The organism is Flammeovirga sp. OC4, assembly GCF_000812565.1.
In the GTDB taxonomy this organism is placed as follows: domain Bacteria; phylum Bacteroidota; class Bacteroidia; order Cytophagales; family Flammeovirgaceae; genus Flammeovirga.
This window is the reverse complement of sequence record NZ_JTAM01000011.1, coordinates 87503-113145: the sequence shown is the minus strand read 5'-3', so window position 1 is coordinate 113145 and position 25643 is coordinate 87503. Positions and strand designations below refer to the sequence as shown.

20 protein-coding genes are annotated in these 25643 nt (G+C 35.4%); 13 read left to right on the top strand and 7 right to left on the bottom strand.

Features of this window, described 5'->3' with window-relative positions:
• Positions 1-110: 110 nt before the first annotated feature.
• Positions 111-518 carry a M48 family metallopeptidase gene (locus PL77_RS10470; protein WP_044204575.1) on the bottom strand — a complete coding sequence of 136 codons (408 nt, stop codon included), beginning with the start codon at positions 516-518 and terminating at the stop codon, positions 111-113.
• A 274-nt stretch (positions 519-792) separates the two neighbouring features.
• Between PL77_RS10470 and PL77_RS10465 the strand changes: the two genes are divergently transcribed.
• The 3 genes from PL77_RS10465 (at position 793) to PL77_RS10455 (ending at position 4307) form a co-directional block, all read left to right on the top strand.
• The gene (locus tag PL77_RS10465) at positions 793-2871 is read left to right on the top strand and encodes a S9 family peptidase (protein WP_044204573.1); all 2079 of its coding nucleotides are present in this window, start codon (positions 793-795) and stop codon (positions 2869-2871) included.
• 154 nt (positions 2872-3025) lie between these two features.
• On the top strand, positions 3026-3577 hold the full coding sequence (locus PL77_RS10460) for a transposase (protein WP_044204685.1): 552 nt from the start codon (positions 3026-3028) through the stop codon (positions 3575-3577).
• 250 nt (positions 3578-3827) lie between these two features.
• The gene (locus PL77_RS10455) at positions 3828-4307 is read left to right on the top strand and encodes a Dps family protein (RefSeq protein WP_044204571.1); all 480 of its coding nucleotides are present in this window, start codon (positions 3828-3830) and stop codon (positions 4305-4307) included.
• Positions 4308-4436: 129 nt separating this feature from the next.
• Here the strand turns inward: PL77_RS10455 and obgE are convergent, their stop codons facing one another.
• From obgE to PL77_RS10435, 4 genes are all read right to left on the bottom strand, one after another.
• Positions 4437-5546, bottom strand: coding sequence for a GTPase ObgE (gene obgE / locus PL77_RS10450; RefSeq protein ID WP_044204570.1), 1110 nt, complete (start codon positions 5544-5546; stop codon positions 4437-4439).
• A gap of 430 nt (positions 5547-5976) precedes the next feature.
• Positions 5977-6549, bottom strand: a complete 573-nt coding sequence (locus PL77_RS10445) for an adenylate kinase (RefSeq protein ID WP_044204568.1) — start codon at positions 6547-6549, stop codon at positions 5977-5979.
• Between the two features lie 180 nt (positions 6550-6729).
• Complete coding sequence (locus PL77_RS10440) at positions 6730-7254, bottom strand: RNA polymerase sigma factor (protein ID WP_052444304.1); 525 nt, start codon at positions 7252-7254, stop codon at positions 6730-6732.
• Positions 7255-7495: 241 nt separating this feature from the next.
• A complete protein-coding gene (locus PL77_RS10435) occupies positions 7496-9274 on the bottom strand; it encodes an ABC transporter ATP-binding protein (RefSeq protein WP_044204567.1) in 1779 nt (592 codons plus the stop codon).
• A 320-nt stretch (positions 9275-9594) separates the two neighbouring features.
• Between PL77_RS10435 and PL77_RS10430 the strand changes: the two genes are divergently transcribed.
• The 7 genes from PL77_RS10430 to PL77_RS10400 all read left to right on the top strand — a co-directional run bounded on the left by PL77_RS10430 (position 9595) and on the right by PL77_RS10400 (position 17894).
• Entirely contained in the window at positions 9595-10116 is a 522-nt protein-coding gene (locus PL77_RS10430) for a MarR family winged helix-turn-helix transcriptional regulator (protein WP_044204679.1), read from the top strand.
• Positions 10117-10182: 66 nt separating this feature from the next.
• Complete coding sequence (locus PL77_RS10425) at positions 10183-12591, top strand: 3-hydroxyacyl-CoA dehydrogenase/enoyl-CoA hydratase family protein (RefSeq protein WP_044204564.1); 2409 nt, start codon at positions 10183-10185, stop codon at positions 12589-12591.
• A 45-nt stretch (positions 12592-12636) separates the two neighbouring features.
• The gene (locus PL77_RS10420) at positions 12637-13815 is read left to right on the top strand and encodes an acetyl-CoA C-acyltransferase (RefSeq protein WP_044204562.1); all 1179 of its coding nucleotides are present in this window, start codon (positions 12637-12639) and stop codon (positions 13813-13815) included.
• 236 nt (positions 13816-14051) lie between these two features.
• On the top strand, positions 14052-15008 hold the full coding sequence (locus tag PL77_RS10415; protein WP_156152315.1) for a hypothetical protein: 957 nt from the start codon (positions 14052-14054) through the stop codon (positions 15006-15008).
• Positions 14989-15801 carry a DUF6048 family protein gene (locus PL77_RS10410; protein ID WP_044204559.1) on the top strand — a complete coding sequence of 271 codons (813 nt, stop codon included), beginning with the start codon at positions 14989-14991 and terminating at the stop codon, positions 15799-15801. The genes PL77_RS10415 and PL77_RS10410 overlap by 20 nt, the downstream gene beginning before the upstream one ends.
• Positions 15802-16063: 262 nt before the next feature.
• Positions 16064-16786, top strand: a complete 723-nt coding sequence (locus PL77_RS30410; protein ID WP_052444303.1) for an outer membrane beta-barrel protein — start codon at positions 16064-16066, stop codon at positions 16784-16786.
• A 7-nt stretch (positions 16787-16793) separates the two neighbouring features.
• The gene (locus PL77_RS10400) at positions 16794-17894 is read left to right on the top strand and encodes a PCMD domain-containing protein (protein ID WP_044204557.1); all 1101 of its coding nucleotides are present in this window, start codon (positions 16794-16796) and stop codon (positions 17892-17894) included.
• 83 nt (positions 17895-17977) lie between these two features.
• On the opposite strand, the gene PL77_RS10395 is transcribed toward PL77_RS10400, so the two are convergent.
• The gene (locus PL77_RS10395) at positions 17978-20434 is read right to left on the bottom strand and encodes a DUF6089 family protein (RefSeq protein WP_044204555.1); all 2457 of its coding nucleotides are present in this window, start codon (positions 20432-20434) and stop codon (positions 17978-17980) included.
• Between the two features lie 64 nt (positions 20435-20498).
• Positions 20499-21143 (bottom strand): NAD(P)H-binding protein, encoded by a 645-nt coding sequence (locus PL77_RS10390; protein ID WP_044204675.1) that lies wholly within the window; start codon positions 21141-21143, stop codon positions 20499-20501.
• Between the two features lie 297 nt (positions 21144-21440).
• Between PL77_RS10390 and PL77_RS10385 the strand changes: the two genes are divergently transcribed.
• Genes PL77_RS10385 through PL77_RS10375 form a run of 3 tightly spaced genes read left to right on the top strand, consistent with a single transcriptional unit; the run spans position 21441 to position 25552 of the window.
• Positions 21441-23282: an ABC transporter ATP-binding protein gene (locus PL77_RS10385; RefSeq protein WP_044204553.1), complete on the top strand. Its 1842-nt coding sequence runs from the start codon at positions 21441-21443 to the stop codon at positions 23280-23282.
• Positions 23272-24810, top strand: coding sequence for a glycosyltransferase (locus PL77_RS10380; RefSeq protein WP_044204551.1), 1539 nt, complete (start codon positions 23272-23274; stop codon positions 24808-24810). The genes PL77_RS10385 and PL77_RS10380 overlap by 11 nt, the downstream gene beginning before the upstream one ends.
• Positions 24803-25552, top strand: a complete 750-nt coding sequence (locus PL77_RS10375; RefSeq protein WP_052444302.1) for a glycosyltransferase family 2 protein — start codon at positions 24803-24805, stop codon at positions 25550-25552. The genes PL77_RS10380 and PL77_RS10375 overlap by 8 nt, the downstream gene beginning before the upstream one ends.
• Positions 25553-25643: the final 91 nt, after the last annotated feature.

Here is a 25643-nt window from a genome sequence, read left to right as displayed (position 1 = left end):
CTTGTCAATCAATATAAAAAAGAAAAAGCCAAGAGGCAAACAAACCTCTTGGCTTCATGAGTGTTATGAATATATGATAGTCATCGGAATACGGATATTCCAAATCTTTTTTATTTCATTCTAGCGTAAACTAACACTTTACGTTGTATACGTTCCATATCTTCTTTACCTAAACTTGTAACTCCTTCCTCAAGAGCTTTAAAATAAGTTTCAGTTGCTTTTTCAACATTGCGAGTTCTAACATAATAATCTCCTAAAACTTCTAATGTTAAAGCATTTTTATCTATTGTAATTGCTTTATCAATCCATTGTTTGGCCATTTCTAAATCACCATTCCAGTTGATTGTAAATAAAGCTGCATCTTTTAAAGTAACCCAATCGTTTTTATCTGCTTTTTGAACCTTCTTTATAAGCATTGCACTTTTTTCATCGTTGGGTGCTTCTAAATCTGATGTATTGGCAAATACTGAAACAAAACTTGAGATTAATATTGTAAGCGTTAAGAAAATAGTTTTCATGATATTTATGAATTATGTTTTTGAAATTAATTTGACACACTAACAATTATTCTATATCTGTGCCATAAAAACATAAGTAGTTGAAAGTCAGTAAAATATATTGATATTCATCACTTTTTTATTTAAAATCACGTTCGAAAACGAACAGTAAATACACTGTTTGAACAGCTAAGGTGTTCATTTTCAATAAACTTAGGTTTTACAGCATAAAAGGTTACACGAATGACCTACTTATTTTAAGATCTGATTATTTTTGTAGGATAAAGACATAAATATGAATAAAAATATCCAACCCCCTATAGCTCGTAAGGAGCCTAAGACATTAGAAACCCATGGCGACCAAAGAGTTGACCCTTATTATTGGATGCGAGATAGAGAAAATCAAGAAGTAATTGATTATCTCAATGCCGAAAATAAATACATTGATGATGTAATGTCTGAACACAAGCAATTCGAGAAAGATTTGTTTGAAGAGCTAAAAGGACGTATTCAAGAGAAAGACGAATCTGTTCCTTATAAAGCAAGAGATTACTATTATTATGTACGCTATGTGGAAGGAGGGGAGTACCCTATTTACTGCCGTAAAAAAGGTTCATTAGAAGCGGAAGAAGAGATTTTGATTGATGCGAATATTGAAGCAAAAGATAAATCTTATTATAAAGTGGGAGGAATGACCGTAGGCGAGGATCAGAATAAAATTGCCTATGCGGAGGATATTGTCGGAAGAAGAATATATACTGTTCGTTTCAGAGACCTTTCTACAGGTGAAAACCTTGAAGATGTATTAGAAGAAACCTCAGGCGATGCAGTTTGGGCGGCTGATGGAAAAACTGTTTTTTACACGACTCAAGACAAAGAAACATTGCGTCCAGATAAAGTATGGAGACACACTTTAGGTACTCCTCAGTCGGAAGACGTAATGGTTTATGAGGAAAAAGATGATACATTCTGGATTGGGGTTAGAAGAACAAAATCAAGAGAATATTTAGCGATTGAATCTGGTTCTACATTGACTACAGAGACTAGAATTCTGAAAGCCAATGATCCGTTTGGAGAATTCAAACCTTTTATTTCAAGAGAAAGAAAGCACGAATATAGCGTCTCTCATTTCAATGGTCATTTTTATATCGTAACCAACTGGGATGCGAAAAACTTCCGATTGATGAAAGTGGCAGAAGATGCTGATACTACTGATAAAAACAATTGGGAAGAAGTAATTGCACACAGAACAGATACACTTCTTGAAGGCTTGGATATCTTCAAAAACTTCTATGTAATTGAAGAGAGAAGAGATGGTTTGGTACATATCCGTATCATTAAATGGGAAGATGGATCAGAGCACTATTTAGATTTTGGAGAAGAGACTTACAGTGCTTGGTCTGGTGCCAATCCTGATTTCAACACTGATATCTTACGTTTTGGCTACAATTCTTTGACAACACCTTATTCAGAATATGATTACAATATGGTGGATAGATCAAGAGTTTTACTAAAACAACAAAAGGTTTTAGGCAAATTTGATCCACAAGATTACGAAGCAAAACGTTTGTATGCTACCGCAAAAGATGGTGTAAAAGTGCCTATTTCTGTAGTGTATAAAAAAGGTTTTGAGTTGAACGGCCAAAACCCACTGTACATGACGGGTTACGGCTCTTATGGTATTTCTTATGATGTAGCCTTTTCACCCTCAAGAATTAGTTTGATGGAAAGAGGTTTCGCTTTCGCGATTGCTCATATCAGAGGTGGAGAAGATTTAGGTAGAGCTTGGTATGAAGACGGTAAAATGTTGAAGAAGAAAAATACATTCACCGATTTCATCGCCTGTTCAGAATTCTTAATTGAAGAAAAATATACATCTGCAGAAAAGTTTGTGATCAATGGTGGTTCTGCTGGTGGATTATTGATGGGCGCTGTGGTAAATGCTCGTCCTGATCTTTATAAATTCGTCATCTCAGACGTACCATTTGTGGATGTAGTGACAACGATGTTGGATGAATCTATTCCATTGACTACCGGTGAGTATGATGAGTGGGGTAATCCAAACGAGAAGAAGTATTATGACTACATGTTGTCTTATTCTCCTTATGATCAGGTAGAGAAAAAAGACTATCCACACATGTTGGTGACTTCTGGCTTGCATGATTCTCAAGTACAATATTGGGAGCCTACAAAATGGGTAGCTAAACTTCGTCAAGAAAGTACAAGTGATAATTACATTATGCTTAAGACAAACATGGAGGCAGGTCACAGTGGTGCTTCAGGTCGTTTCCAGCGTTTTAAAGAAGTAGCATTTGAATATGCAACAATCTTTGCTATTGTAGCTCCAGAGCAAATGGTGGCGATTGATCGATAAGAAATAAAACTAATTTACTAGCGCAAGTCTTAAGCCGCAGGCGAGACTTGTGCTGGTATTTTTAATAAGTCTGTAGACTTATAATCCCACAAGAAAAGCTCTCATGCTCAAAGTGGCAACATTAAAAACTAACTATTACAATAACGATTCAAAAATGAGTAGAAAATACAAAATTCTAGATCAGACTAAATGCTATTTTGTTACACTTTCTGTAGTTCATTGGATTGATGTTTTTACAAGAAAAGAATACAAAGACATCATTATTGATAGCTTGAAATATTGTCAAAAAAATAAAGGGTTGGCATTACATGCTTACGTTGTCATGACTAATCATATTCATCTTATAATATCGAATAATGAAGATAATAAGCTAGAATATATCCTTAGAGATATGAAGAAGTTTACGTCTCTTAAAATCATTAATGCAATTAAAAATAATCCAGTTGAGAGTAGGAAAAAATGGTTGATTTGGATGTTTGAAAAAACAGGTCAAAGAAATAAAAATAATACCAGATATCAATTCTGGCAACAGCATAATTGTCCAAAAATGCTTACGAGCTCTGATTCACTTTCTCAAAAGTTAAATTATATTCATGATAATCCTCTCAAAGAGGGAATAGTCAATGAACCTGATGAATATCTGTATTCAAGTGCTGGAAATTATTCAGGTAAAACCTTGAAAGTGTTGGATGTTGAGCTGATTTAGGTAAAGCTCTACATTATTTCTTTGGAATAGATTATTATCTAAAAGTCTTCAGACTTTTTACAGATGTCAGCACAAGTGTCGCTTTCGCTTAACACTTGCGCTAGATGTTGAGGAACTTGTGCTTTTTTTATTTCTATGTTTATAGTTTTTTATTATATCTATATAAAAACATATTATTTTTATTTATAATTAAAATCCACCACCTTTGTAGTGTAATCAATCAGAAACAAACAAAAAGATAGATATAAACATGAATACTTTAGCATTAAATATAATCGGAATTGATGTAGAAAAAGCATCACAATTAGGACAAGGATTAAACACTTTATTAGCCAACTTCCAACTGTACTATCAGAATTTGAGAGGCTTACACTGGAATATTCAAGGTAAAAACTTCTTTGAACTTCACGCAAAATTTGAAGAGTTATATACAGGTGCAAATGATCGCGTTGACGAGATTGCAGAAAGAATTTTGACATTAGGAGTACAGCCGTTGCATACTTTTTCTGATTATTTAGAAGCATCGGAAATTGAGCAAGGAAAGAACATTACAACTGATGTGGCTTCAGTAGAATTAGTAGTTAATAACCTGTCTACATTATTAAAAATTGAAAGAGAAGTAATTGAGCAGGCATCTGATGCAGGTGATGAAGGTACAGTAGCTTTACTTTCAGAATTGATCAGCGAGCAAGAGAAAACAATTTGGATGTTAGCAGCTTGGTTGAAATAATAAGATATCAGTAGTAAAATAGTTAGAATAGATTGAAGTATTAAGAGGTTACCTTTTTTGATGAGGTAACCTCTTTTTATACAAAAAAGCAAAAAAGGCAATCTCTTTCGAAATTGCCTCTCATTATTTTTATTCTTCCTCATCCGCTTCATTTTCCAAATCAATTCGATCTTGATAAGGATTGTAATCTGCGTCTGGTAGAGGTTCGTAATCTTCTTCTACAAACTCTTGAACTTCTTCTTCTACGCCGTCATTGATGGCTTCCCAAAGCATGTCTTTTAGTTCAGGAATACCTTTTTGGGCGAGTGAAGAAATAAATACATAAGGTACGCCTTCTGGAAGTGTCTCAGAGATCATTTCCTCTAGCTCTTCATCCAGCATATCGCTTTTAGTGATGGCTAAAAGACGGTTTTTATCCAATAACTCAGGGTTGTATTTTGTCAATTCGTTGACTAATACTTGGTAATCATGCGCTACATCTTCACTGTCTGCAGGAACCATGAATAGTAATACAGAGTTACGCTCGATATGTCGTAAGAAACGAATACCCAAGCCTTTTCCTTCTGCCGCACCTTCGATGATACCAGGAATATCCGCCATGACAAATGAACGATTATCACGGTAAGAAATCACACCAAGGTTAGGAACCATTGTTGTAAATGGGTAGTCAGCGATTTCAGGTTTTGCTGCTGAAAGGACAGAAAGTAAAGTAGATTTACCCGCATTAGGGAATCCAACAAGACCTACATCTGCCAATACTTTTAACTCAAGAATCACCCAAGCTTCTTGGCAGTCTTCACCCGGCTGAGCGTAACGAGGCGTTTGATTGGTAGCAGTTTTAAAGTTTCTGTTACCTAATCCACCACGGCCACCTTTCATCAAGATGATTTCCTGACCGTCTTCTGTCAGCTCACAAAGTTTTTCTCCTGTTTCAGCGTCTTTTGCGATTGTTCCCAAAGGCACATTAAGGATAATATCTTCACCTTCGGCCCCACTTTTACCTGTACCTTGACCACTTTCTCCATTGTTTCCATGAACGTGTTTACGGTATTTCAGGTGTAATAAAGTCCAAAGTTGTTTATCAGCTTTTAAGATGATATGTCCACCTCGTCCACCATCACCACCGTCAGGACCACCTTTCGGTACGTGTTTTTCTCTACGAAAAGATACTGCTCCAGATCCGCCAGAACCTGAACGTGTGAATATTTTTACGTAATCTATAAAATTTGATGAAGCCATTTTTTCTATGCTAAATGTCGAATAATAAGGCTTTTAAGAGAGGAGGGTGCATAGGACAAAAATGCATTGATGCAATACTCACTTTCAAGCCGAACTGCAAAGGTAGGGAAAGATCAGAAACTCTATGACTATTATTAACAACTGATTGGAAGTAGAGCATAATAAAAACCTCTCTTTTGGTGAAAATCCACCTTTTTAGAACATTATTTCGTTAATTTTATCGACTATAGAACCACTATTCTCTCAAAAATTAACTTCTTCATAACCTAAAACGGAGAATTTTCACTTTCAAAATTTAGGTTTCTATTAAGCTCAGCAAATTTTAAAACCAATGAATTAAATAATAAAATAAGAGTAGAATATTTTCTAAGCCAATAAAAAAGAGGTATTACCTTCGTAATACCCCTTCTCTGCAATATAAATATATTGATTATAAGCTATCGATCGCTGCACATAAGTTAGTGAAGATCTCTTCAATAGAACCTACACCGCCGATTGCTTTGTATTTTCCTTGAGCTTCGTAGAAGTTCGCAACAGGAGCCGTTTTAGTGTTGTACTCCTTTACACGATTACGGATCAAGTCTTCGTTTTGGTCATCAGTACGACCTGAAGTTTCACCACGCTTCAAGATTCTCTTTGTTAATTCTTCCTCATCAACATCAAGAGCAACCATACCTGAGATAGCAATATCATTTTCAGACATTAAACCATCTAACGCTTCAGCTTGAGCTACTGTACGAGGGAAACCATCAAAGATAAAACCATTACCTTCTTTGTTTGCTTTAATTTTAGAATCAATCATTCCAATCACAACCTCGTCTGGTACTAATTGACCTTGATCCATCAATTCTTTCGCTTTGATTCCAAGAGGAGTCCCTGCTTTGATTTCACCACGAAGAAGATCTCCAGTTGACAAGTGAACAAGATTATACTTTTCTTTAATCATATCACTTTGTGTTCCCTTTCCTGCACCTGGAGGGCCAAATAATACAAGATTGATCATATTATTATTGTTTGTTTATTTGTTATTAAATATTACTCTGAGTAAGAGGACTCTACTCAGAAATGGCAAACATACAAAAATCAATTAAAGTTTTCTAATGAAATTAACTCTCATTTATGATTTCTAAACTTTATACAACCGGTTTATATTGAACTATTAAGCATAAATTGGACTGTAATTTTAGATATTTACATCCAATTCCTTTCTAAGAATACTTAAGGCTTTCGACATTCTTTTTTCAATGGCCTTGACACTCACACCTAACCTTTCGCTGATTTCGGTATAGGTCAGTCCATCAATTCTATTCATTAAAAAAACAGTTCTACTTTTGTCAGGAATCTCGGAGATGGTTTTATTTAATGTAGATTGAAACTCATCAAGTTCCATTTTGTATTCAGGATTTGTTTCCACTTCCCCATCTTTTTTGTTTTGTTTTTGCTCAAATTGTAGTACAACTTTTCCATGTTTGATATGGTTGAGCATTAAGTTATTTGCAATGGTATAGAGGTAAGTTTTTACAGTATCAAGAATTACTTTTTCTCTTGACTCCCAAAATTTCACAAAAGTTTCTTGAGCAATGTCTTCAGAAAGATCGATATCGCCAATTTTATAGAAGATGAAACCCCTTATACTATCATAGTATTTATCAAAGAGCTCTTTGAATTCTTTCTCAGAGATTTTATGTATTTGGTTTTGAGTATTCAAATTTTAAAAAGATAGCGTTGTCGGCTTACAGGATATGTCAGATAATTTACAAATTGAAAATCAACTTTACACGATGTAAGCTAAAATTAATTTAAAATTAGGTCTTTACTTATAGCCATCATTAGACTATAAAAATTTGAATCATTATAACGGGTAAATCAGAATACCATTTTTCAGGTACTCAATGTTTAATTTGTCTTATGAATCGAAACAAATCTAATTAATAATTTGCAAATATTCTTTAATTATTGCTCTCTGATTGTTGTTGGTAAAGTGATTGATAGTGTCCTTCAATTTTAAGTAGCTCATCATGAGTTCCTTGCTCAATGATATTGCCTTCGTGAAGTACAATAATTTTATCTGCCAATTTTACAGATGAAACCCTATGAGAGATAATTACTGAAGTTCTATCCTTCATCACCTCTTGTAAATTGTTTAAAATTTCGTTTTCTGTATTGGTGTCAACCGCAGATAAGCTATCATCTAAAATCAAAATACTAGGCGTACCCAAAATAGCTCTGGCTATGGTAGCTCTTTGTTTTTGTCCTCCGGATAACGTGATTCCTCTTTCTCCAACAATAGTGTCAAGGCCGTTGTCCATATTTTGAATGTTGTCCCAAAGTCCTGCATTTTTAGTTGCTCTAATGATGTCTTCCTCAGTAGCATCTGCTTTGGCAAAAGCGATATTATTTCTCAATGTATTAGAGAATAAAAATACATCTTGAGGAGCCATATTGATTTGGGAACGGATGTCATGAAGATTCAATGTTTTGAGATCATGATCATCTATTAAAATTTTTCCTTCTGTAGGGTCATATAATCTAGAGATTAAGTTGGCTACAGTACTTTTACCTGAACCTGTTGTCCCCAAAATTGCTAATGTCTTACCTGTTTCTATTTCAAAAGAAACCTTATTTAATGCTTTTATTCCTGAATCAGGATAAACTAAAGAGACATCTTTGAAAGTGATTTTACCTTTAATCTCAAAAGGTTTGTTGGTCGGTGAAGTGATTTCAGGTTCTATGCTTAAAAACTCATTGATTCTTTTCTGAGAAGCGGCAGCTCTTTGTACAATACTAGTTACCCACCCTAATGATGTCACTGGCCAAGTTAAAAGTGTTACATACATGATAAACTCGGCAATAACACCTGGTGTAATGGCTCCTTTTTCAACTTCTAAACCACCTACATACACAGTTAAGATTGTGCTTAACCCAATTAAAAAGAGCATTAATGGATAAAACATTGAGTTTACTTTGGCCAATTCCAATTGACGATCTTGGTATTCTTCAGCGGTAGCCGTGAAGTTGTGGAGTGATTCTTTTTCTCTCACAAAAGCTTTTAATACTCTAATACCTGAAAATGCTTCTTGTACAAAAGTTGACATGGCAGACAATTGCTGTTGAATCAATTCAGACTTTTTATTGATGATATTATTGACAAAATAAATACTGATAGAAAGCAATGGAAGAGGAAATAAAGCCCAAATTGTCAATTCCACATTGATACTTGCCATGATAGAAATAGTCAATATGAATGAAATGACCATATTGATACTATACATAATGGCAGGTCCCAAGTACATTCTTACTTTACTGACATCTTCAGAAATTCTGGCCATCAAGTCACCCGTATTATTTTTTCTGTAAAAACTTAATGGGAGTTTCTGGTAATGTTCAAAAATGTCATTCTTCAAGTCAAACTCAATCAAACGAGACATCACAATGATAGTCTGACGTACAAAGAATAAGAATATTCCTCTCATAAACGCCATACCTACGATGACACCACCATAAAGCAATACGATTTGGAAAAATTCATTGATGTAACTGTCATAAATGCTACTTCCTTTTAGTAAAGTTTGTGTTTTTAAGGTGTCTACAACTAAGTCTAATGCATAGCGTACCACTTGTGCCGGTGCAATAGCAAATATGTTGGAAATGATCATAAAAATGATACCCAACGATAATCTAAAGCCATAGCGTATAATATATTTATTAAGATAAGCGAGTTCTTTCATTCTGCTTTCTATTGAAATTATTCCGATGTTTTTGATAAAAGTTGTTGTCACAACTAATATAGCACACAAATGTAACTAATTGTTTTAAACAAGCTCTGAAACCTTTATTTAATTGTATGTTTTGTAATAGATCTTTTGTGATAATTAATAGATTTCTAAATAAATTTTAATAAAACTTTTTAAAAAATGTTATGCTTGCATACTAAATATTTATATATTTGGAATTGAAGGAGAGGATAAGCGTATTTTAGACGTAAAATATTCCTATGCATCTCACCAATAACACAAACACACACACATCACAAAATTATTATGAAAGCATGGGCGAATTACGTAGAACTGAAAAAAAGAAAAAGTCGGTCGATTTAAGCATTAAAGCAACTTGGTTAGCAATTTCAAAAATGTACAATTTATTAGGTGCAGATTATGAAATTTCCCACTCCATCGGTTTTGTGCTTTTAAATATTGACCCTGTTGAAGGAACTCCTGCTACAAAAATTGCTCCCTTGATGGGTATGGAGGCAAGAAGCCTTACTCGAATGTTGAAAAGCTTTGAAGAAAAAGGACTTATTGAGAGGGTTGCAGATAAAACGGATAAGCGAAAAGTAATTATTCGCTTAACGGATTATGGTCAGATGAAACGAGAAATGTCGAAACAGACCGTAAAAGTTTTTCAAAGAAGAGTAGAAGAAAAAATTACTCCAGAAGAACTAGGAACCTTCTTTAATGTGATGGATAGCATTAACGAAGTAATTAAAGACCCTAAAGGGCAAATGTTTGATGAGATCAGAGATCAACTCAAAGGCTTTGGAATAACTGAGGAAAACGTGAATAAAAAGTAGTTTTACTTTCAAAGCGTTTACACCCAATTAAAATAAATACAATAAACAACACCAATCGGTAAACCGATGAAAAACAGAACTATCAATAAAGTGGCGGTTCTGGGTTCCGGCGTTATGGGATCTAGAATTGCATGTCACTTTGCCAATATTGGCGTAGAGGTATTATTGTTAGACATAGTGCCTCGTGAATTATCAGAGAAAGAAGCAGCACAAGGATTAACCCTTGAAACAAAATCAGTTCGTAATCGAATTGTTGATGATGCTCTAAAAACTGCTCTAAAATCTAAGCCTGCACCTATTTTCAAAAAAGGAATTGAGCGCTTGGTTTCTACAGGAAACTTTACCGACGATATGCCTAAAATCGCTTCATGTGATTGGGTGATTGAGGTGGTGGTAGAGAACTTAGAAATCAAAAAGAAAGTTTTTGAACAAGTTGAACAACACCGTAAACCGGGTACATTAATAACATCAAATACATCAGGTATTCCGATCAAGTTTATGTGCGATGGTAGAAGTGAGGACTTCGTGAAAAACTTCTGTGGTACGCACTTTTTCAACCCTCCACGTTATTTACGTTTACTGGAAATCATTCCTGGACCAAGCACTGATCAAGATGTTGTAGATTTCTTGATGCATTATGGTGATGTACATCTAGGCAAAGAAACAGTATTGTGTAAAGACACACCTGCATTTATCGCCAATCGTATTGGTGTATATGCAATCATGTCTGGTATGCATACTATTCAGGAAATGGGGTTGTCAGTAGGTGAAGTTGACAAATTAACTGGACCTATCATTGGTAGAGCGAAGTCGGCAACATTCCGTACAAGTGATGTGGTTGGTTTGGATACAATGGTGAAAGTATCAAACAACTTGCATGCAGGTTTACCTGAAGATGAATCAAAAGAACGTTTTGTTTTACCAAAAATCGTAAGCGAGTTAAATGACCGTCAGTGGTTTGGTGATAAGACAAAACAAGGTTATTATAAAAAGACAAAGGACGAGAATGGCAAAAAAGTTATTCTTGAATTGAATCTTGAAACATTTGAATACCAGCCAAAAACGAGAGCGAAATTCAAAGCACTAGAGGCGGTAAAAGACATTGACAACCTAAGAGAACGTCTTCCAATCTTACTAGGTTTTGAAGATAAAGCTGGGGATTTCTATCGTAAGACTTTCTATGATGTATTCCGTTACTGCTCAAACCGTATTCCAGAAATTGCAGATGAATTATTTAGAATTGATGAAGCAGTTGCAGCTGGTTTCGCTTGGGAATTAGGTCCGTTTGAGACTTGGGATATTCTTGGTGTCAAAGAGACTGTAGAGAAAATGGAAGCTGCAGGTGAAAAGCCAGCGGCTTGGGTTTATGAAATGTTGGAAGCAGGTCACACTTCATTCTATAAAAATGAAGACCGTCAGCGTTTCTATTATGATATTCCATCTAAATCATACAAAGTCGTTCCTGGTACAGAGTCATTAGTGATGTTAGAAACATTGCGTGGAGAAAATGTAGTATGGAGCAATGCAGGAGCAACATTATTTGATATTGGAGATGGCGTTTTGAACCTTGAGTTCCATACCAAAATGAATGCCTTAGGTGCTGAAAACCTTGAAGGTGTAAATACAGCGATTTCAATTGCGGAAGAAAAAGGCTGGAAAGGCCTTGTAATCGGTAATGAATCGGCCAACTTCTCAGCAGGTGCCAACTTAGCCATGCTGTTTATGTTTGCATGTGATCAGGAATATGATGAAATCAATTTGATGATTGCTCAGTTCCAGAAAACAATGATGAGAGCGCGTTACTCTTCAGTACCTGTAGTGGCGGCAACCTCTGGTCTAGCATTAGGTGGTGGTTGTGAGTTGTCAATGCACTGTGATGCCATTCAAGCACATGCTGAAACCTATATGGGATTAGTAGAAGTGGGCGTTGGTTTGATTCCTGCTGGTGGAGGAACAAAAGAAATGGCACTTCGAGTATCAGATTCATTAAAAGAAGGTGATCCGGAGTACAACCGTCTGCAAGATGCGTTTATGAGCATTGCAACAGCAAAAGTGGCAACATCAGCAGAGGAAATGAGAAATATGGGCTTCATGAATGCTCAATCTAGAGTAACACTAAACCGTAAGCGTGTGATTGCAGATGCCAAAACACGTGTGTTGGAATTGTCCGCTTTAGGTTATGCACAAGCCAATCCTAGAAGAGATATCAAAGTACAAGGCCGTGGCGGTATGGCATTGTTTGAAGCAGGTGTAGCAGGAATGCAATACGCACATTGGGCTTCAGACCACGATGCTAAGATTGCTCGTAAATTAAATTATGTGATCAATGGTGGAGACCTTTCAGCTCCAACTTTAGTTTCTGAGCAATATTTATTGGACTTAGAGCGTGAAGCGTTCTTGAGTTTATCAGGCGAGAAGAAAACATTGGAGCGTATCCAAAGTATTCTATTCAAAGGGAAACCTTTAAGAAACTAATTTTACTAATCACCATTAAACAACTGATCATTAATAATTAAAACAATGGAAGCTTACATAGTAGCAGGATATAGAACAGCGATTGGCAAGGCGAAAAAAGGTGGATTTCGATTCACACGCCCTGACGATTTAGCAGCAGATGTAATCCAACATCTCGTTCAGAGCGTACCGGCTTTGGACCCCACTCGAATTGATGACCTCATTGTAGGTTGTGCAATTCCAGAAGCAGAACAAGGTATGCAAATGGCAAGAATGATTTCATTGCTTGCTTTTGCTCCAGATAACTTAAAAGTACCAGGTGTAACAGTGAACAGATACTGTGGTTCTGGTGTGGAAACGATCTCAATGGCAACGGCTAAAATCCGTGCTGGAATGGCAGACTGTATTATTGCAGGTGGTACAGAATCTATGTCTATGGTGCCAATGATGGGATACAAGACTGGTTTGAACTACAAAATTGCAACGGAAACGCCTCAGTATTATTTGAATATGGGTCTTACGGCAGAAGAAGTAGCGAAGGATTACGGCATTGATCGTGATGAAGCAGATGAGTTTGCTGTAAAATCACATGAGAAAGCGCTAGCAGCAATTGCTGATGGAAAATTCAAAGATGAGATTGTTCCAATTACAGTGAAAGAAACGTACTTGGAAGGTGACCGTAAAAAGACAAGAGAATTTGTAGTGGATACGGATGAAGGTCCACGTAAATCTGACGCTTCAGGTTTAGGTCGTTTAAAACCTGCCTTCAAACAAGGAGGACAAGTAACAGCGGGTAACTCTTCTCAAACTTCAGACGGCGCCGCATTCGTGATGGTAATGTCTGAACGTATGGTAAAGGAATTGAAATTGGAGCCAATCGCAAGAATGGTGTCTTATGCGTCGGCAGGGGTAGATCCAAGAATCATGGGTATTGGTCCTGTAGAGGCAATTCCAAGAGCAGTAGCTCAAGCAGGATTAAAATTGTCAGACATTGAGCAAGTTGAATTGAATGAGGCTTTTGCAGCGCAGTCATTAGCGGTATTGAAGAATATTGATATTGATCCGGGTATTGTGAATGTAAACGGTGGAGCGATTGCATTAGGTCATCCACTTGGTTGTACAGGTGCAAAACTTTCAGTGCAACTTTTCAATGAAATGAGAAGACGTAATCAGAAATACGGTATGGTCACGGCTTGTGTCGGTGGTGGACAAGGTGTGGCAGGTATTTATGAATTATTGAAATAAATCAGTAACTCTCACGTTATAAAAGAAATGCTTGTCCTCTTTTTGGGAGGTCCAAGCATGTTCTAAATTGATTAGGCGGCTCTTCGGAGTCGCTTTTTTTGTGAACTAAAGTGTCAACGATAAAGAGATAACTGTCAAATCTTAAGTTTTAATTGATTTGTACTACGAAAACACAATCCTAACTGGAAAATCCTTTTAAATTGCGTTTTGCTCCTTAAATTTGTTGTATGAACTTGATGAAATTAATCAAAAGAGGGTTATGGTCTTTAATACCTCTATCAATTTTTTTAGCCACCCCATCTTGTAGAGATTGCGATGCTTATTCCAATCCATCATCTTATGCAGTTGGAGCTTTTTATGATAAAAATGATTACTCAACAGTCCTTGATCAAGATTTTGAGTTTGTAAATGGAATAGGTGGTTCTGAAATCACAAAAATGGGAAATGGTAAATATTTATTGCCATTGAAAGTGACAGCGAGAGAAACTGGATTTTCGTTTGTAATGCCAGGTATGGCAGATACAACTTATATAAGTTATGAAACATCTGTTGAGGTGAATGGACCTGATTGTGGTGCTTATGAGCAAATCACAAACTTGAAAGTCTCTCCCACTGAAGGAGGTGTAGGTCAAGACACTTACGTTGGAGAGTTCGGAGCATTGTTTGATTCGGTGACCATTGCCTGGCCAACAGTTATTGCTGATACGATTACAGAGAATATCCGATTTGTGATAGATGTTTGTAATTCAGAAGATAAATCAGCAAGTAAAAACCTAATAGTGACTTATTTTGACCTTGTAACAGGTAACCCAAGAGAAGAAGTTTTTTCATCGATTTTTGTAAAAGGAAAAGAATTTGAAGATCCTATCTACGATGGTTCGGATCGTTTTAGTACAATCTACCTTCCTTTAGAAGGAAGTGATAGTACAACCTTTGTTTTTAGAAGACAAAGTGGCGAAGGTGTGAATACAGATCAAGAACTGAAAGTAGTTTTTAATACTGCTACTACAATCAGTGATGACGAAACAGGTTGTATCTTTTTTGACGGTGTAGGTGATGTACTTTTAGACAGTGCAGGCACTACAGGTAAGGAATTTAATTATCCAGCTGGCCCTCACTTTAAGAAGATGCAAATAGATAGAACAACAGTAAATACTAACCCAAACATTCCTAATGTTAAGTTATTTATCTAAAATATTAACCATTACGCTATGCCTTCTAGGAGGTACTTTAACGCTTTATGCTCAAAATGAAGCAGGAGAGGTTGCGTCGGATTCTTCTGAATATGCCCAAGATACTACAGGCATCATAAAGGAGCCTTGGCCGTTGAATAAGAATGGAGAACCCAAAGGCTCTCAATTTTTAGTGTTGTCTGGAATGCGATTGGGTACTGATATGCGACCACTTGTACAGTCCATGGCAGAATCTAATATGAGTGCTTATACTTTATATGCTGATTTGATGATCAGAAATGACTTCTTTATCACTGGAGAATATGGAAGAATGGATCGAACAGTTGAAAATCCAGATGCTGATTTTTTTAGGTATAGAAGTAACGGGTCATTTTACCGATTTGGTGTTGAGTACAACGTAATGAAGAGGTCATCGATTGATAACGCATTATCATTTGGTTTTAAATATGCGAATTCCACTTTTGATCAATCTGCAGATTATTATAGCTCAGGCAATGGGTATTGGGATGAAGGTGCTACGCTAAAACATTTAACAGAGAAAAATGTGAATGTGGATTGGTATGAAATCACTGTAAGTATAAAAGTAGTATTGATCAAAAACCTAACTGCTGATTTCGGTTTCGCCTATGTTATCAAAAAAGACTTTCCTGCAACGGCAATTACAAAAGCCCATATACCAGGGTGGTATCATAATAAAGACGACCGCTCAAGGATAAATTTTCAGTATAGATTGCTTTACAGAATACCTTTCTGGCCTATTTATACTGAACCAAGAATAAAGAAGAAACAATAACTCGGCTTTGTTTACAAATACTTCAATTTTGATTATATTAAAGTAGCAAACCGTTTATAAAAACTACAGTGCTATGCTTGCACTTTATAAAGCTCTCTGTCGGTGAAGACTTATCTTTTGTAAGGTGTATATTTATTTCACCAACATAAGTCCATTATTTGATCTGAAATTAATCTCCTTATTATCCAAAAAGATAAAACTCTTCACTTCTTAAAATTTAGATTTTAGACATGCTCTAATAACTCTTATCTATTTCTAATTTATGAAACACATATTAACTGCACTCATATTATTGATGAGTATTCAATCTATTTATGCACAAAGTGATATAAAAGAAGATCCAGATCCAAGAGATATGGATTTTAACCACAACGAATCTAAAGGACAATGGTATACTTCTTTGACTGTACAATTGTCATCAAGTAGTGCTGAAAATGAAGATCAATTTATAAGACAGCTGCATAAACAAGATAATGGTGAATTTGAAGTAGGTGTTCAAGGTGGATACTTTATTAAAGACTTCTTTATGGTAGGGATGGAGTTTTCTTATTCAAGCCAAAATAAAAATGAGATTTACACTTCTAACAGTGTGAGAACACAATTGAAGTCTATTTCACACGGTTACTTTTTTGCCCCTTTCATCAGAAACTATATTCCCCTCTCAAGTTCAAGACGTTTTAGTATTTTCAATCAAACCTCACTACAAGTAGGAGCGTCAAGAACCATGAGACAAACAGAATCAGATGGTGAGCTTGATAAAACTATGACTGATAAAGTATTGCTAGGAATTGGTATTCAGCCAGGTCTTGCGGCTTTTATTGCGGACGGGTTCGCTTTTGAAGCTTCTGTGGGGCTTTTAGGTTTAGAGATGGAACATAAAAAAGCAGTAACAAATTATACAGAGGAGTCTCAAAGAACTGATTTTGATCTCAATTTTAGAGTGAACTTATTACAAATTAAACTGGCTGTAGCCTACTATTTCTAAACATTGAATGATGAAAATATTACGATTATTAATAATTAGTGCCTTAGCATTTTCTCTTTCCTCATGCATTGATTGGGATTATTTTGGATTATCACCAAAGGCTGAAATTACGGCATTTGAAGTAGAGGGACAATCAGGAACGTCTCAAATAGACTCAGCGAATAGAGTAATATTAGTACCCGTTAATGAAGTTATCAACCTTGATAGCCTTAAAACGACAAATATTAATATTTCTTCTTTAGCGACTGTTGACCCTATGGTTGGGGAAATAGCAAACTTTTCAGACACCGTGATTTATGTAGTGACTGCAGAAGACGGTACTAAGGTAAATTGGAAAGTGAAAGCTTTCCGTCAAACAGCTGAAGTTCAAATAGAGAATAGTAATTTTGATTCTTGGTATGAAACGGAAATAACTTGGCTCTTCAATAAATATACTTACAGTACACCAACACCTCAATCAGACGAGTTAACGTCAAGAATTTGGGATACTGCCAATAGAGGTGCTGTTGCTTCATTTGTTGATGGTGGTAATACTACTCCTCAAGATAGAGATGGAGGAAAATATGCTCAGTTGGAAAGTATTAGTGTACCTATCTACAATATAGCGGCAGGTTCCTTATTTGCAGGTTACTTTACAGATGATCTTCCTCCTGACGCTGCTAACCCGAGAAGTAATACAAAATTCGGAATCACATTTGGTGGAAGACCTTCTTCTGTCAATGTTGATTATAGATATAATCCAGGAACCGATTATTATGAAAATCGCAATCCTTCAACTGGAAATGATCAATGTGATATCTACATTATTCTCCAAAAAAGGGTAGATGGACAGCGGTATAGATTGGGAACAGCTTGGCATAGAAGCGGTGATACTGTTTCTGATTGGACAACGCTTACTTTAGAGATGCATTACGGTGAGCTTCCGGCAGGGTCACCAGCGTTTATGGGACTAAATCAAAATCCAGGTGAAGAGGAAGTCGATTTTGCTGACCCTAATGATGTTCCAACTCATATCTTAATAGTTTTCTCATCAAGTGCTTTAGGTGATACTTTTACAGGTGCCGTAGGTAGTAAACTAGATATTGATAATTTGGTATTAAATTATTAGTGAAAAAATATAAAACAAGAGGGAAGAAGTGGTTTGTTAAGTGACCATTTCTTCCCTCTTTTTTATGCTCTAAAGATCTATGATTATTCCTTTGGTTCTAGCCTAATGTTATACTTCATAGAAGTAACGGTTCTATATTTTGATAGATCTGGAATCTGATAGTTCTTTTCCAAGAACCCTTTTTCTTCCACAAAGAAATAATACTTTTTATCCTTATCAATTTCCATTGTGTAATTCCCCTCATTATCTGATTTCACATAAATATTTTCATCCTCATTAGGAGAGATAAAAACAAGTTCAATGTTTTTTAGAAGTTCACCAGTGGTCTTATTGGTAACTTGACCGTACAATTTCACTTTCTGAGCGAGAGGTTCAATGACTAATGTTTTTTCTATAATATCCTTTCCAAACACCCCAACTGTTGAGATTTTGGTAGGTTTCATTCTTTTGTAGCCAAAAGCAGAAGGGAAAATTTCATAATTGGATTCATTAGAAATATCAAAATCATAATTTCCATTATCATCAGTTCTCTTTGTTATCAAGGCATTGGTTTCTAGATTTTTTAAACTGACAAGAATACGAGGTAAAGCGACTTTTGTATCTTTTGAAACCACTTTTCCTTTTAGTTTCATGGCTTCAATGGTAAACAAGTTTTCATGCTCGTCTGTCAACATTCTTGAGAGGTTAATACCATTGACATTTAATTGGTAAATATCATTACCACCTTTACCTCCTAAGCGATTGGAAGTAAAATAACCTGTCCTTTTTACGGAGTTCAAGATCAATCCATAATCGTCATGTGTAGAGTTGATAGGTGCACCTAAATTGGCAACAGCGAATATAATTCCTTTTTTGGTGTATGCTTCATAAAGGTCAAGACCGCCCATTCCATCATGCCCATCAGAGGCAAAATACAAAGTGCCATCTGGATGAATGTAAGGAGAAACCTCATCACCTGGAGTGTTGACTACTTCCCCTAGGTTGATAGGATAGGTCCATTGGCCGTTGTATTTATAACTTACATAAATATCAGTGCCTCCGTAGCCACCTTCCATATCCGAGACAAAATATAACGTATTGCCATCTCTTGAGAAAGAAGGTTCAGAGATAGAATAATGCTCGTTGTTAAAAGGTAGTTCTCTGATATTAGACCAAATATTTTCGCCTAATACATCAATTAAAAAGAGTTTATGTTGAGCGACTTCTAAGTGCGGAACATCAGCTTCATACAGCGTAGCAATCATATGGTGATCATCGATTTGAAAAGCAGAATGATGATGATGATGATGGAAGGCACTACTATCAATTGCAATTGGCCTTGTTTGTTCGTTTCGGTAAAGGTCATGCAATGGAGCAAAGTAAAAATTATAGTAGGATTTTCTATAATGTTTATTGAAATGCTTCCTGTCGTTTCTGTCAGTAGTATAGATCAAACCATCTTGGTAAAAATAAGGAGACCTTTCAGATCCAGCTGTATTGATGGCTAAATTCTGAATCGTATATCTGTCCTTATACTTCATAAATTCAGAAGGCTCATGAGTACTACGTTCTAATTTTTCTGCATGCAATGTCGGTTTATAAAACTCATTATTTTTATGTAACCAGGATAACGATTTAGGAGGTCTATTTTTTGATAGAATATAGCGAACACGTACTGAAAAATTTGAAAATCCATCATTGCTATTATTGCTACTTCGTTTCTGCCCAGGTCCGAATTTTTCATCAGGTACTTGTCGTTGTTCACCAGTCAAAACGGCAACACTTTCCTGAGAACGGTCGGCCATTGCAGCACCAAGTTTATTGTCTCCAAAATGAGCATCGCCAACATAATGTAAACTTACATCATCTAGATAATCCGTAAAAGTATATTTGCTGACCCACTCAATTCCTACATCGATACGGTCAGTAACTTTAACATTAACACCAATCCCTAATGGAATTGCTAATCCTGCTTGATTGTATTTTGGTTTATAAATTTCACCACCTTGCCCTTCTGTTCCTAAAGGAGCCAAATCGACCCATGTACTGCCAAAGTAGTTGGTCGTTTTGCCTTTGGGGTTATGCAAGAATGCTGTCAATCCGGTCAGCACATATGGAGTGATTCTTTTTCTTTCCGTATAATGCCCAAAGTGAGGAAAAATGTCAATTTGTGCGAGAGCAGAAAGTTGAAAAATATCGTTTCTAAAATGTAGATTTCTATTGTATTCAAAAGTGCCAATATCGGCAGTTTGAGCATCATCACCATTGATTCTGGACCATGAGATTTCACCTCTCAAAATGAAACGGTGGGAAAATCTCTTCTCATAGGCACCGCTTATATAGATCCCCGAAAGGCTAGGGTCAATGGCAGTGGGAGAAGCACTTTTTGTAAGATCACCAAAGTAATTGCTGACACCTGTTTGAAAAGATAAAGCCCAATGTTTATCAGTAGAAGGTGCAAGCCCTTTGTGGTGTTGAGCCAGGCAGTGTATGTTGAGTTGAAAAAAACACAATACGTAGAAAAAAATGCCTAACCCAATAGCTTTAATCTTGGGGTACATATTTGTCAGATAGTAATAGATATTATAAAATGAAGCGTAGATTATAGCGAAGTTGAAATGAGAGTTATTGCATTTGATCTGAGGTGAATCTATTGACTCCACTCAGTGTTGTATCCATAGCCTTTTGCATCATAAAATTAGCCACCTTACGACCTTCTATACCTTTATATTTTTTAGGGATAAAAGGAGAGAATACTTGATTCATTATTTTGCCAAAGTCTTCACCAACTCTAGTTTCTGATCTTTCTCCTAATAACAACGAAGGTTGAAGGATATTTAGTGTAGGAAAATTCATGTTTGCCAATTCATTTTCCATTTTTCCTTTCACCTGATTGTAGTAAAATAAAGAGTCTGCGTTAGCTCCCATCGAAGAAATAATTTGAAAACTTTTTACACCATTTTGCAACGCTAATTTCCCAAAATTAATACAATACGTGAAATCTACCTTATAAAAAGCATCCTTACTACCTGCTTTTTTCATAGTAGTTCCTAAACAGCAAAAAGCGGCATCAATTGGAGTATTAAGTTCAACAGTATCAAGTTTGTCAAAGTCAATTATGATTTCTTTGAGTTTTTTGTGATTGACCTTAAGTGGCTTTCTCGATATTGAAATTACTTGTGTGAAACTATCATTTTGAATTAAGTTTTGTAAGGTATGGCTTCCGATAAGTCCTGTACTACCAATAATGAGTGCTACTCTTTCTTTCATCTTTATTGTATTAATTGCATTTGAAACTAAAGCAAAAGGAATTTGACTACAATTAAGCATTATTATTTGTGGGTGTAATCACAATACAAAAACCTTGATAACAATGTTGTCACAAGTTTTTGAAGGTAGTCATCGCACAACAATAATGAGAATTAGCTCAAAATAATTTTGATTTAGTACTTAAATATAAGAAACAGGCATTTCACCTCCTATTCTCCCAAAAATTAACTTACTAATAGAAATACAATCATTACATTTGTGTGAAATTATTATTGAAAAAGATTGTAATAAAAATACATGAAAACGTACAAGCGATTGCTGACATATGCAGGGAGCCTTTCCGGTTTTTTAATTCCCTATTTTTTTGTGACTGTTTTAGTAAGTGTTTTTAGTTTAGCAAATTTTGGTTTAGCAATTCCTTTACTTGATATGTTGTTTACAAGTGAAGAATCCTTCAAAGTAAGCGGTGTATTATTAGAGCTAAAAAACTTTGATGGCTCAATAGAATTCTTGAAAGATTATTTTTATCAAGAATTTGGCTTGTTGATGAATAAAAACGGAAAGCTATATGCTTTGATGATGATCTGTTTAGTGACTGTAGGTGCATCGTTACTAACGAACATCATGCGATATGTAGAAAAAATGATCGCTGAAAACTTTAGAGTAAATACAATTTCTCATCTAAGAACATCAGTGTTTAAAAAAGTATTGACACTGGATATTGGCTACTTAACAGATAAGAAAAAATCAGATATTATAGCAAGGTCTACAACGGATATGACAGAAACCGAAAACTCTTTGGCTTCTGTGATTACGTTTATCAAAGATCCTGTAGCCCTAATCATATTCTTCGTTTCATTGATAATGTTGTCTTACCAGATGACTTTATTCGTATTCCTGATTTTACCAATTTCAGGCGGAATGATTGCATTGATTTCTAAATCTTTAAGAAAGAAAACACATTCATTACAAGAGAAAAATGGTGAGTTATTAGGTGTTTTAGATGAATCTATTGTAGGGATGCGTGTTGTCAAAGGATTCAATGCAGAACCTTATGTCAACAAAGCTTTTAAGAAACACAATGATGATTATGTCAATACTTTCTTCAAAGTGGTAAGACGTATTGAATTAGCGTCACCAACATCAGAAGTTTTAGGGGTATTCTTTATTGGCGTATTGTTGTATTATGGTGGTGTGTTAGTTTTAGGAGAAGATCCTACGCTTTCTGCCAGTCAATTTTTAGCCTATTTAGGTATTTTCACTCAAGTGCTGAACCCAGTAAAAAGTTTGACGGGTAATATTAGCCGTATTCAAAGAGGTGTAGCGGCTACAGAGAGAATTTTTGAATTGATTGATACAAAACCTGAGATTGTAAATAAAGAAAATGCTAAAGAGTTGAAGTCATTTGAGAAAAACATTGAGTTAGAAGATGTACGTTTTTCTTATGGAGACAAAGAAGTAATTCATGGTATCAACTTTAGTATTGAAAAAGGACAAACAGTAGCCCTCGTAGGTGGCTCAGGTGGAGGGAAATCGACTATTGCCGACTTCATTCCACGTTTTTATGATGTTCAAAAAGGAGCTGTAAAGATTGATGGCTTAAATATCAAAGATTATACATTATCCTCACTCCGTTCACATATGGGAGTAGTGACGCAAGAGTCTATACTTTTCAATGATACGGTGTATAGCAATATTGCTTTTGGTATGGATGCTATCACTGAGGAAGATGTTATCAAAGCGGCAAAAATTGCGAATGCACATGACTTTATCATGGCATTGGAAGATGGTTATCAAACGGTCATTGGTGATAGAGGATCTCGTCTTTCAGGTGGTCAGAGACAACGATTGAGTATTGCAAGAGCTGTAGTTAGTAATCCAGATATTTTGATTTTGGATGAAGCAACTTCTGCTTTAGATACAGAATCTGAAAAGTTGGTACAAGATGCCATTCAGCACCTGATGAAAGGACGTACTTCTTTAGTGATTGCTCATAGATTGAGTACCATTATGGAAGCGGATAAAATTGTGGTGATCAATAAAGGTAAGATTGTAGAAGAAGGAACGCACAAGGAGTTGATTGCTAAAGAAGGAGGAGAATATAGAAAGCTTCAAGAACTGCAAGGGTATGACAGATAAGAAAATTAAAAATATTACTGTTGCTATCATTGTAAAAAATGCAGAGCCGACGATAGAAAAGTGTCTGAAAAGTCTTGATGCATTTGAAGAAATTATTTTGCTTGACAATGGCTCTACGGATCAAACTTTAGAGATAGCAGCACAATTTGACAATGTAAAAATTCATCATTCTGAATTTATTGGTTTTGGCCCTTTGAAAAACTTAGCAGCATCACATGCTAAAAACGATTGGGTTTTATCCATAGACAGTGATGAATATCCTACAGAACAGCTCATCGATGAACTTTCGAACCTGAAATTGCAAGACAATCAAGTAGGAAAAGTTCATAGACTAAATGCTTATAAAGGTAAAATTGTCAATGGCTGTAACTGGAATAATGACAAAATCATAAGACTATTTAATAGAACTGCGACCCGTTATCACGATGTACAGGTACATGAGTCTATTAATCTAGAAAACGTAAAAGTAGTCAACCTGAAAGGTAAACTTTTGCATGATGCATTTGATAATGCTTCTGAATTATTGCAAAAACTTCAATACTATTCAGATCTCTATGCAGACCAACATTATAGAAGAAAGAATAGTGGTCCATGGATGATTGTATTCAAAACCTTTGTTTCTTTCTTGGATAATTACTTCTTGAAGAGAGGTTTTCTATATGGTTGGAGAGGTATTTTGATTTCAATGTCCAATACAATGGGCGTTTTCTATAAATATTTTAAGCTGTTTGAAAGAAATAAAAGTGTGTCTAACTCTTTAGTCATCACTACTTATAATAAGACACAAGAGTTAGATTTAGTACTTCAAAGTGTGGCCTCACAAACTGTCCTTCCTGATGAAGTGATCATTGCTGATGACGGTTCTACTTCTGAGACCAAAGAACTGATCGATTCTTTCAGAGATAGACTCAATATACATCATGTATGGCATGAAGACAGTGGTTTTAGATTAGCTGAAATTAGAAATAAAGCCATTGCAAAAGCATCAAAAGATTTTATCATCATGGTGGATGGTGATATGATTCTTGGCAAAGACTTTATTAAAAGTTATATCCTTAAGGTCAAGAAAGGTCGCTATTACCAAGGGAGTAGAGTAATGATCAGTGAAGAGGCGAGTGAAACGTTGAAAAAAGAAAATAAATCTTCCATGTCCTTCTTTAGCAAAGGCATCAAAAACCACCTTAATGCTATTAATAGCCCTCTTTTATCCTCACTATTCTCTAAAAGAAAGAAAACAGATATTGGTACTAAAGGGTGTAATATGGGCTTTTGGAAAGAAGATATCGACCGTATCAATGGCTTTAATGAAGACTTTAAAGGTTGGGGTAGAGAAGACAGTGAGTTTGTAGTAAGAATGTTGAATTCAGGAATTAAGAGGATTAATTTCAGATTTGGAGCTGTTGCTTATCATATCTATCATGAAGAAAGATCAAGAGGAAATTTAGGTGTTAATGATGAGTTGTTGCAAAGTGCCATTGACAATAAGTTAGCATTTTGTGAGAACGGAATACAGAAATATTATGAGTAATAAAGAAAAAGTATCCGTCAGCGTTGTTTTAACAAGTTGCGAACGCCTGGATTTATTAAGTGAGACTTTAGATAGTTTCCTTGAAATGAATACTTATCCCATCGATGAATTCATCATTATTGAGGACTCTAATAAAGAAAAGGAACTTCAAAAATTACTAGAAGATAAACCCTCTTACTTTAGATATATCTGTAATGGTAAGCGACTAGGTCAGCTCAATAGCATTGATAAGGCTTACGCTACGGTAAAAAGTGATTATGTTTTCCATATGGAAGACGATTGGATCTTTTTGGAAAAAGGATTTATAGAGAAGTCTGTCAAAGTTTTAGTGGATCATCCTCAATATTTGTCACTTTGGTTAAGAAATAAGGAAGAGGTTGAGCGCCTTATCGATGAAAATAAAAAAGTGACGATTGAAAATAAGAGTTACTATCACATCGAAGCAGAGCCGTTATCTTTCTCTCCAAGTCTGATAAAATTGGAAAACTATAAAAAAGTGGCTCCTTACTCTTCTTATGAAAGACCTATCGAACAGACAATTTCTGCTGCTTACTCAAAATTAGGATTCACTTCTTTATTGACTGATTATCAGATTGTTGATCATATAGGGTGGCATAGACGTACTATGAATCCAGAAGAGAAACAACGATTGGCTATTCAATATAAATTTGACAAACACGTGAGAAAATACAAAGCTCAAATCTATAAGTTTTTGGGTATTGGCAAGTTTAAGAATAAATAATATCGAGTCTTTCTAGACAAATAAAAACTCCCACCGAAATACATTTATTTTAGTGGGAGTTTTCTATATGTAATAACCTTTCAAAAGGTAT

Coding starts and splice junctions, on each gene's coding strand:
- PL77_RS10470 (WP_044204575.1), bottom strand. CDS start 518: ATGAAAACTATTTTCTTAACGCTTACAATATTAATCTCAAGTTTTGTT.
- PL77_RS10465 (WP_044204573.1), top strand. CDS start 793: ATGAATAAAAATATCCAACCCCCTATAGCTCGTAAGGAGCCTAAGACA.
- PL77_RS10460 (WP_044204685.1), top strand. CDS start 3,026: ATGAGTAGAAAATACAAAATTCTAGATCAGACTAAATGCTATTTTGTT.
- PL77_RS10455 (WP_044204571.1), top strand. CDS start 3,828: ATGAATACTTTAGCATTAAATATAATCGGAATTGATGTAGAAAAAGCA.
- obgE (WP_044204570.1), bottom strand. CDS start 5,546: ATGGCTTCATCAAATTTTATAGATTACGTAAAAATATTCACACGTTCA.
- PL77_RS10445 (WP_044204568.1), bottom strand. CDS start 6,549: ATGATCAATCTTGTATTATTTGGCCCTCCAGGTGCAGGAAAGGGAACA.
- PL77_RS10435 (WP_044204567.1), bottom strand. CDS start 9,274: ATGAAAGAACTCGCTTATCTTAATAAATATATTATACGCTATGGCTTT.
- PL77_RS10430 (WP_044204679.1), top strand. CDS start 9,595: ATGGGCGAATTACGTAGAACTGAAAAAAAGAAAAAGTCGGTCGATTTA.
- PL77_RS10425 (WP_044204564.1), top strand. CDS start 10,183: ATGAAAAACAGAACTATCAATAAAGTGGCGGTTCTGGGTTCCGGCGTT.
- PL77_RS10420 (WP_044204562.1), top strand. CDS start 12,637: ATGGAAGCTTACATAGTAGCAGGATATAGAACAGCGATTGGCAAGGCG.
- PL77_RS10415 (WP_156152315.1), top strand. CDS start 14,052: ATGAAATTAATCAAAAGAGGGTTATGGTCTTTAATACCTCTATCAATT.
- PL77_RS10410 (WP_044204559.1), top strand. CDS start 14,989: ATGTTAAGTTATTTATCTAAAATATTAACCATTACGCTATGCCTTCTA.
- PL77_RS30410 (WP_052444303.1), top strand. CDS start 16,064: ATGAAACACATATTAACTGCACTCATATTATTGATGAGTATTCAATCT.
- PL77_RS10400 (WP_044204557.1), top strand. CDS start 16,794: ATGATGAAAATATTACGATTATTAATAATTAGTGCCTTAGCATTTTCT.
- PL77_RS10395 (WP_044204555.1), bottom strand. CDS start 20,434: ATGTACCCCAAGATTAAAGCTATTGGGTTAGGCATTTTTTTCTACGTA.
- PL77_RS10390 (WP_044204675.1), bottom strand. CDS start 21,143: ATGAAAGAAAGAGTAGCACTCATTATTGGTAGTACAGGACTTATCGGA.
- PL77_RS10385 (WP_044204553.1), top strand. CDS start 21,441: ATGAAAACGTACAAGCGATTGCTGACATATGCAGGGAGCCTTTCCGGT.
- PL77_RS10380 (WP_044204551.1), top strand. CDS start 23,272: ATGACAGATAAGAAAATTAAAAATATTACTGTTGCTATCATTGTAAAA.
- PL77_RS10375 (WP_052444302.1), top strand. CDS start 24,803: ATGAGTAATAAAGAAAAAGTATCCGTCAGCGTTGTTTTAACAAGTTGC.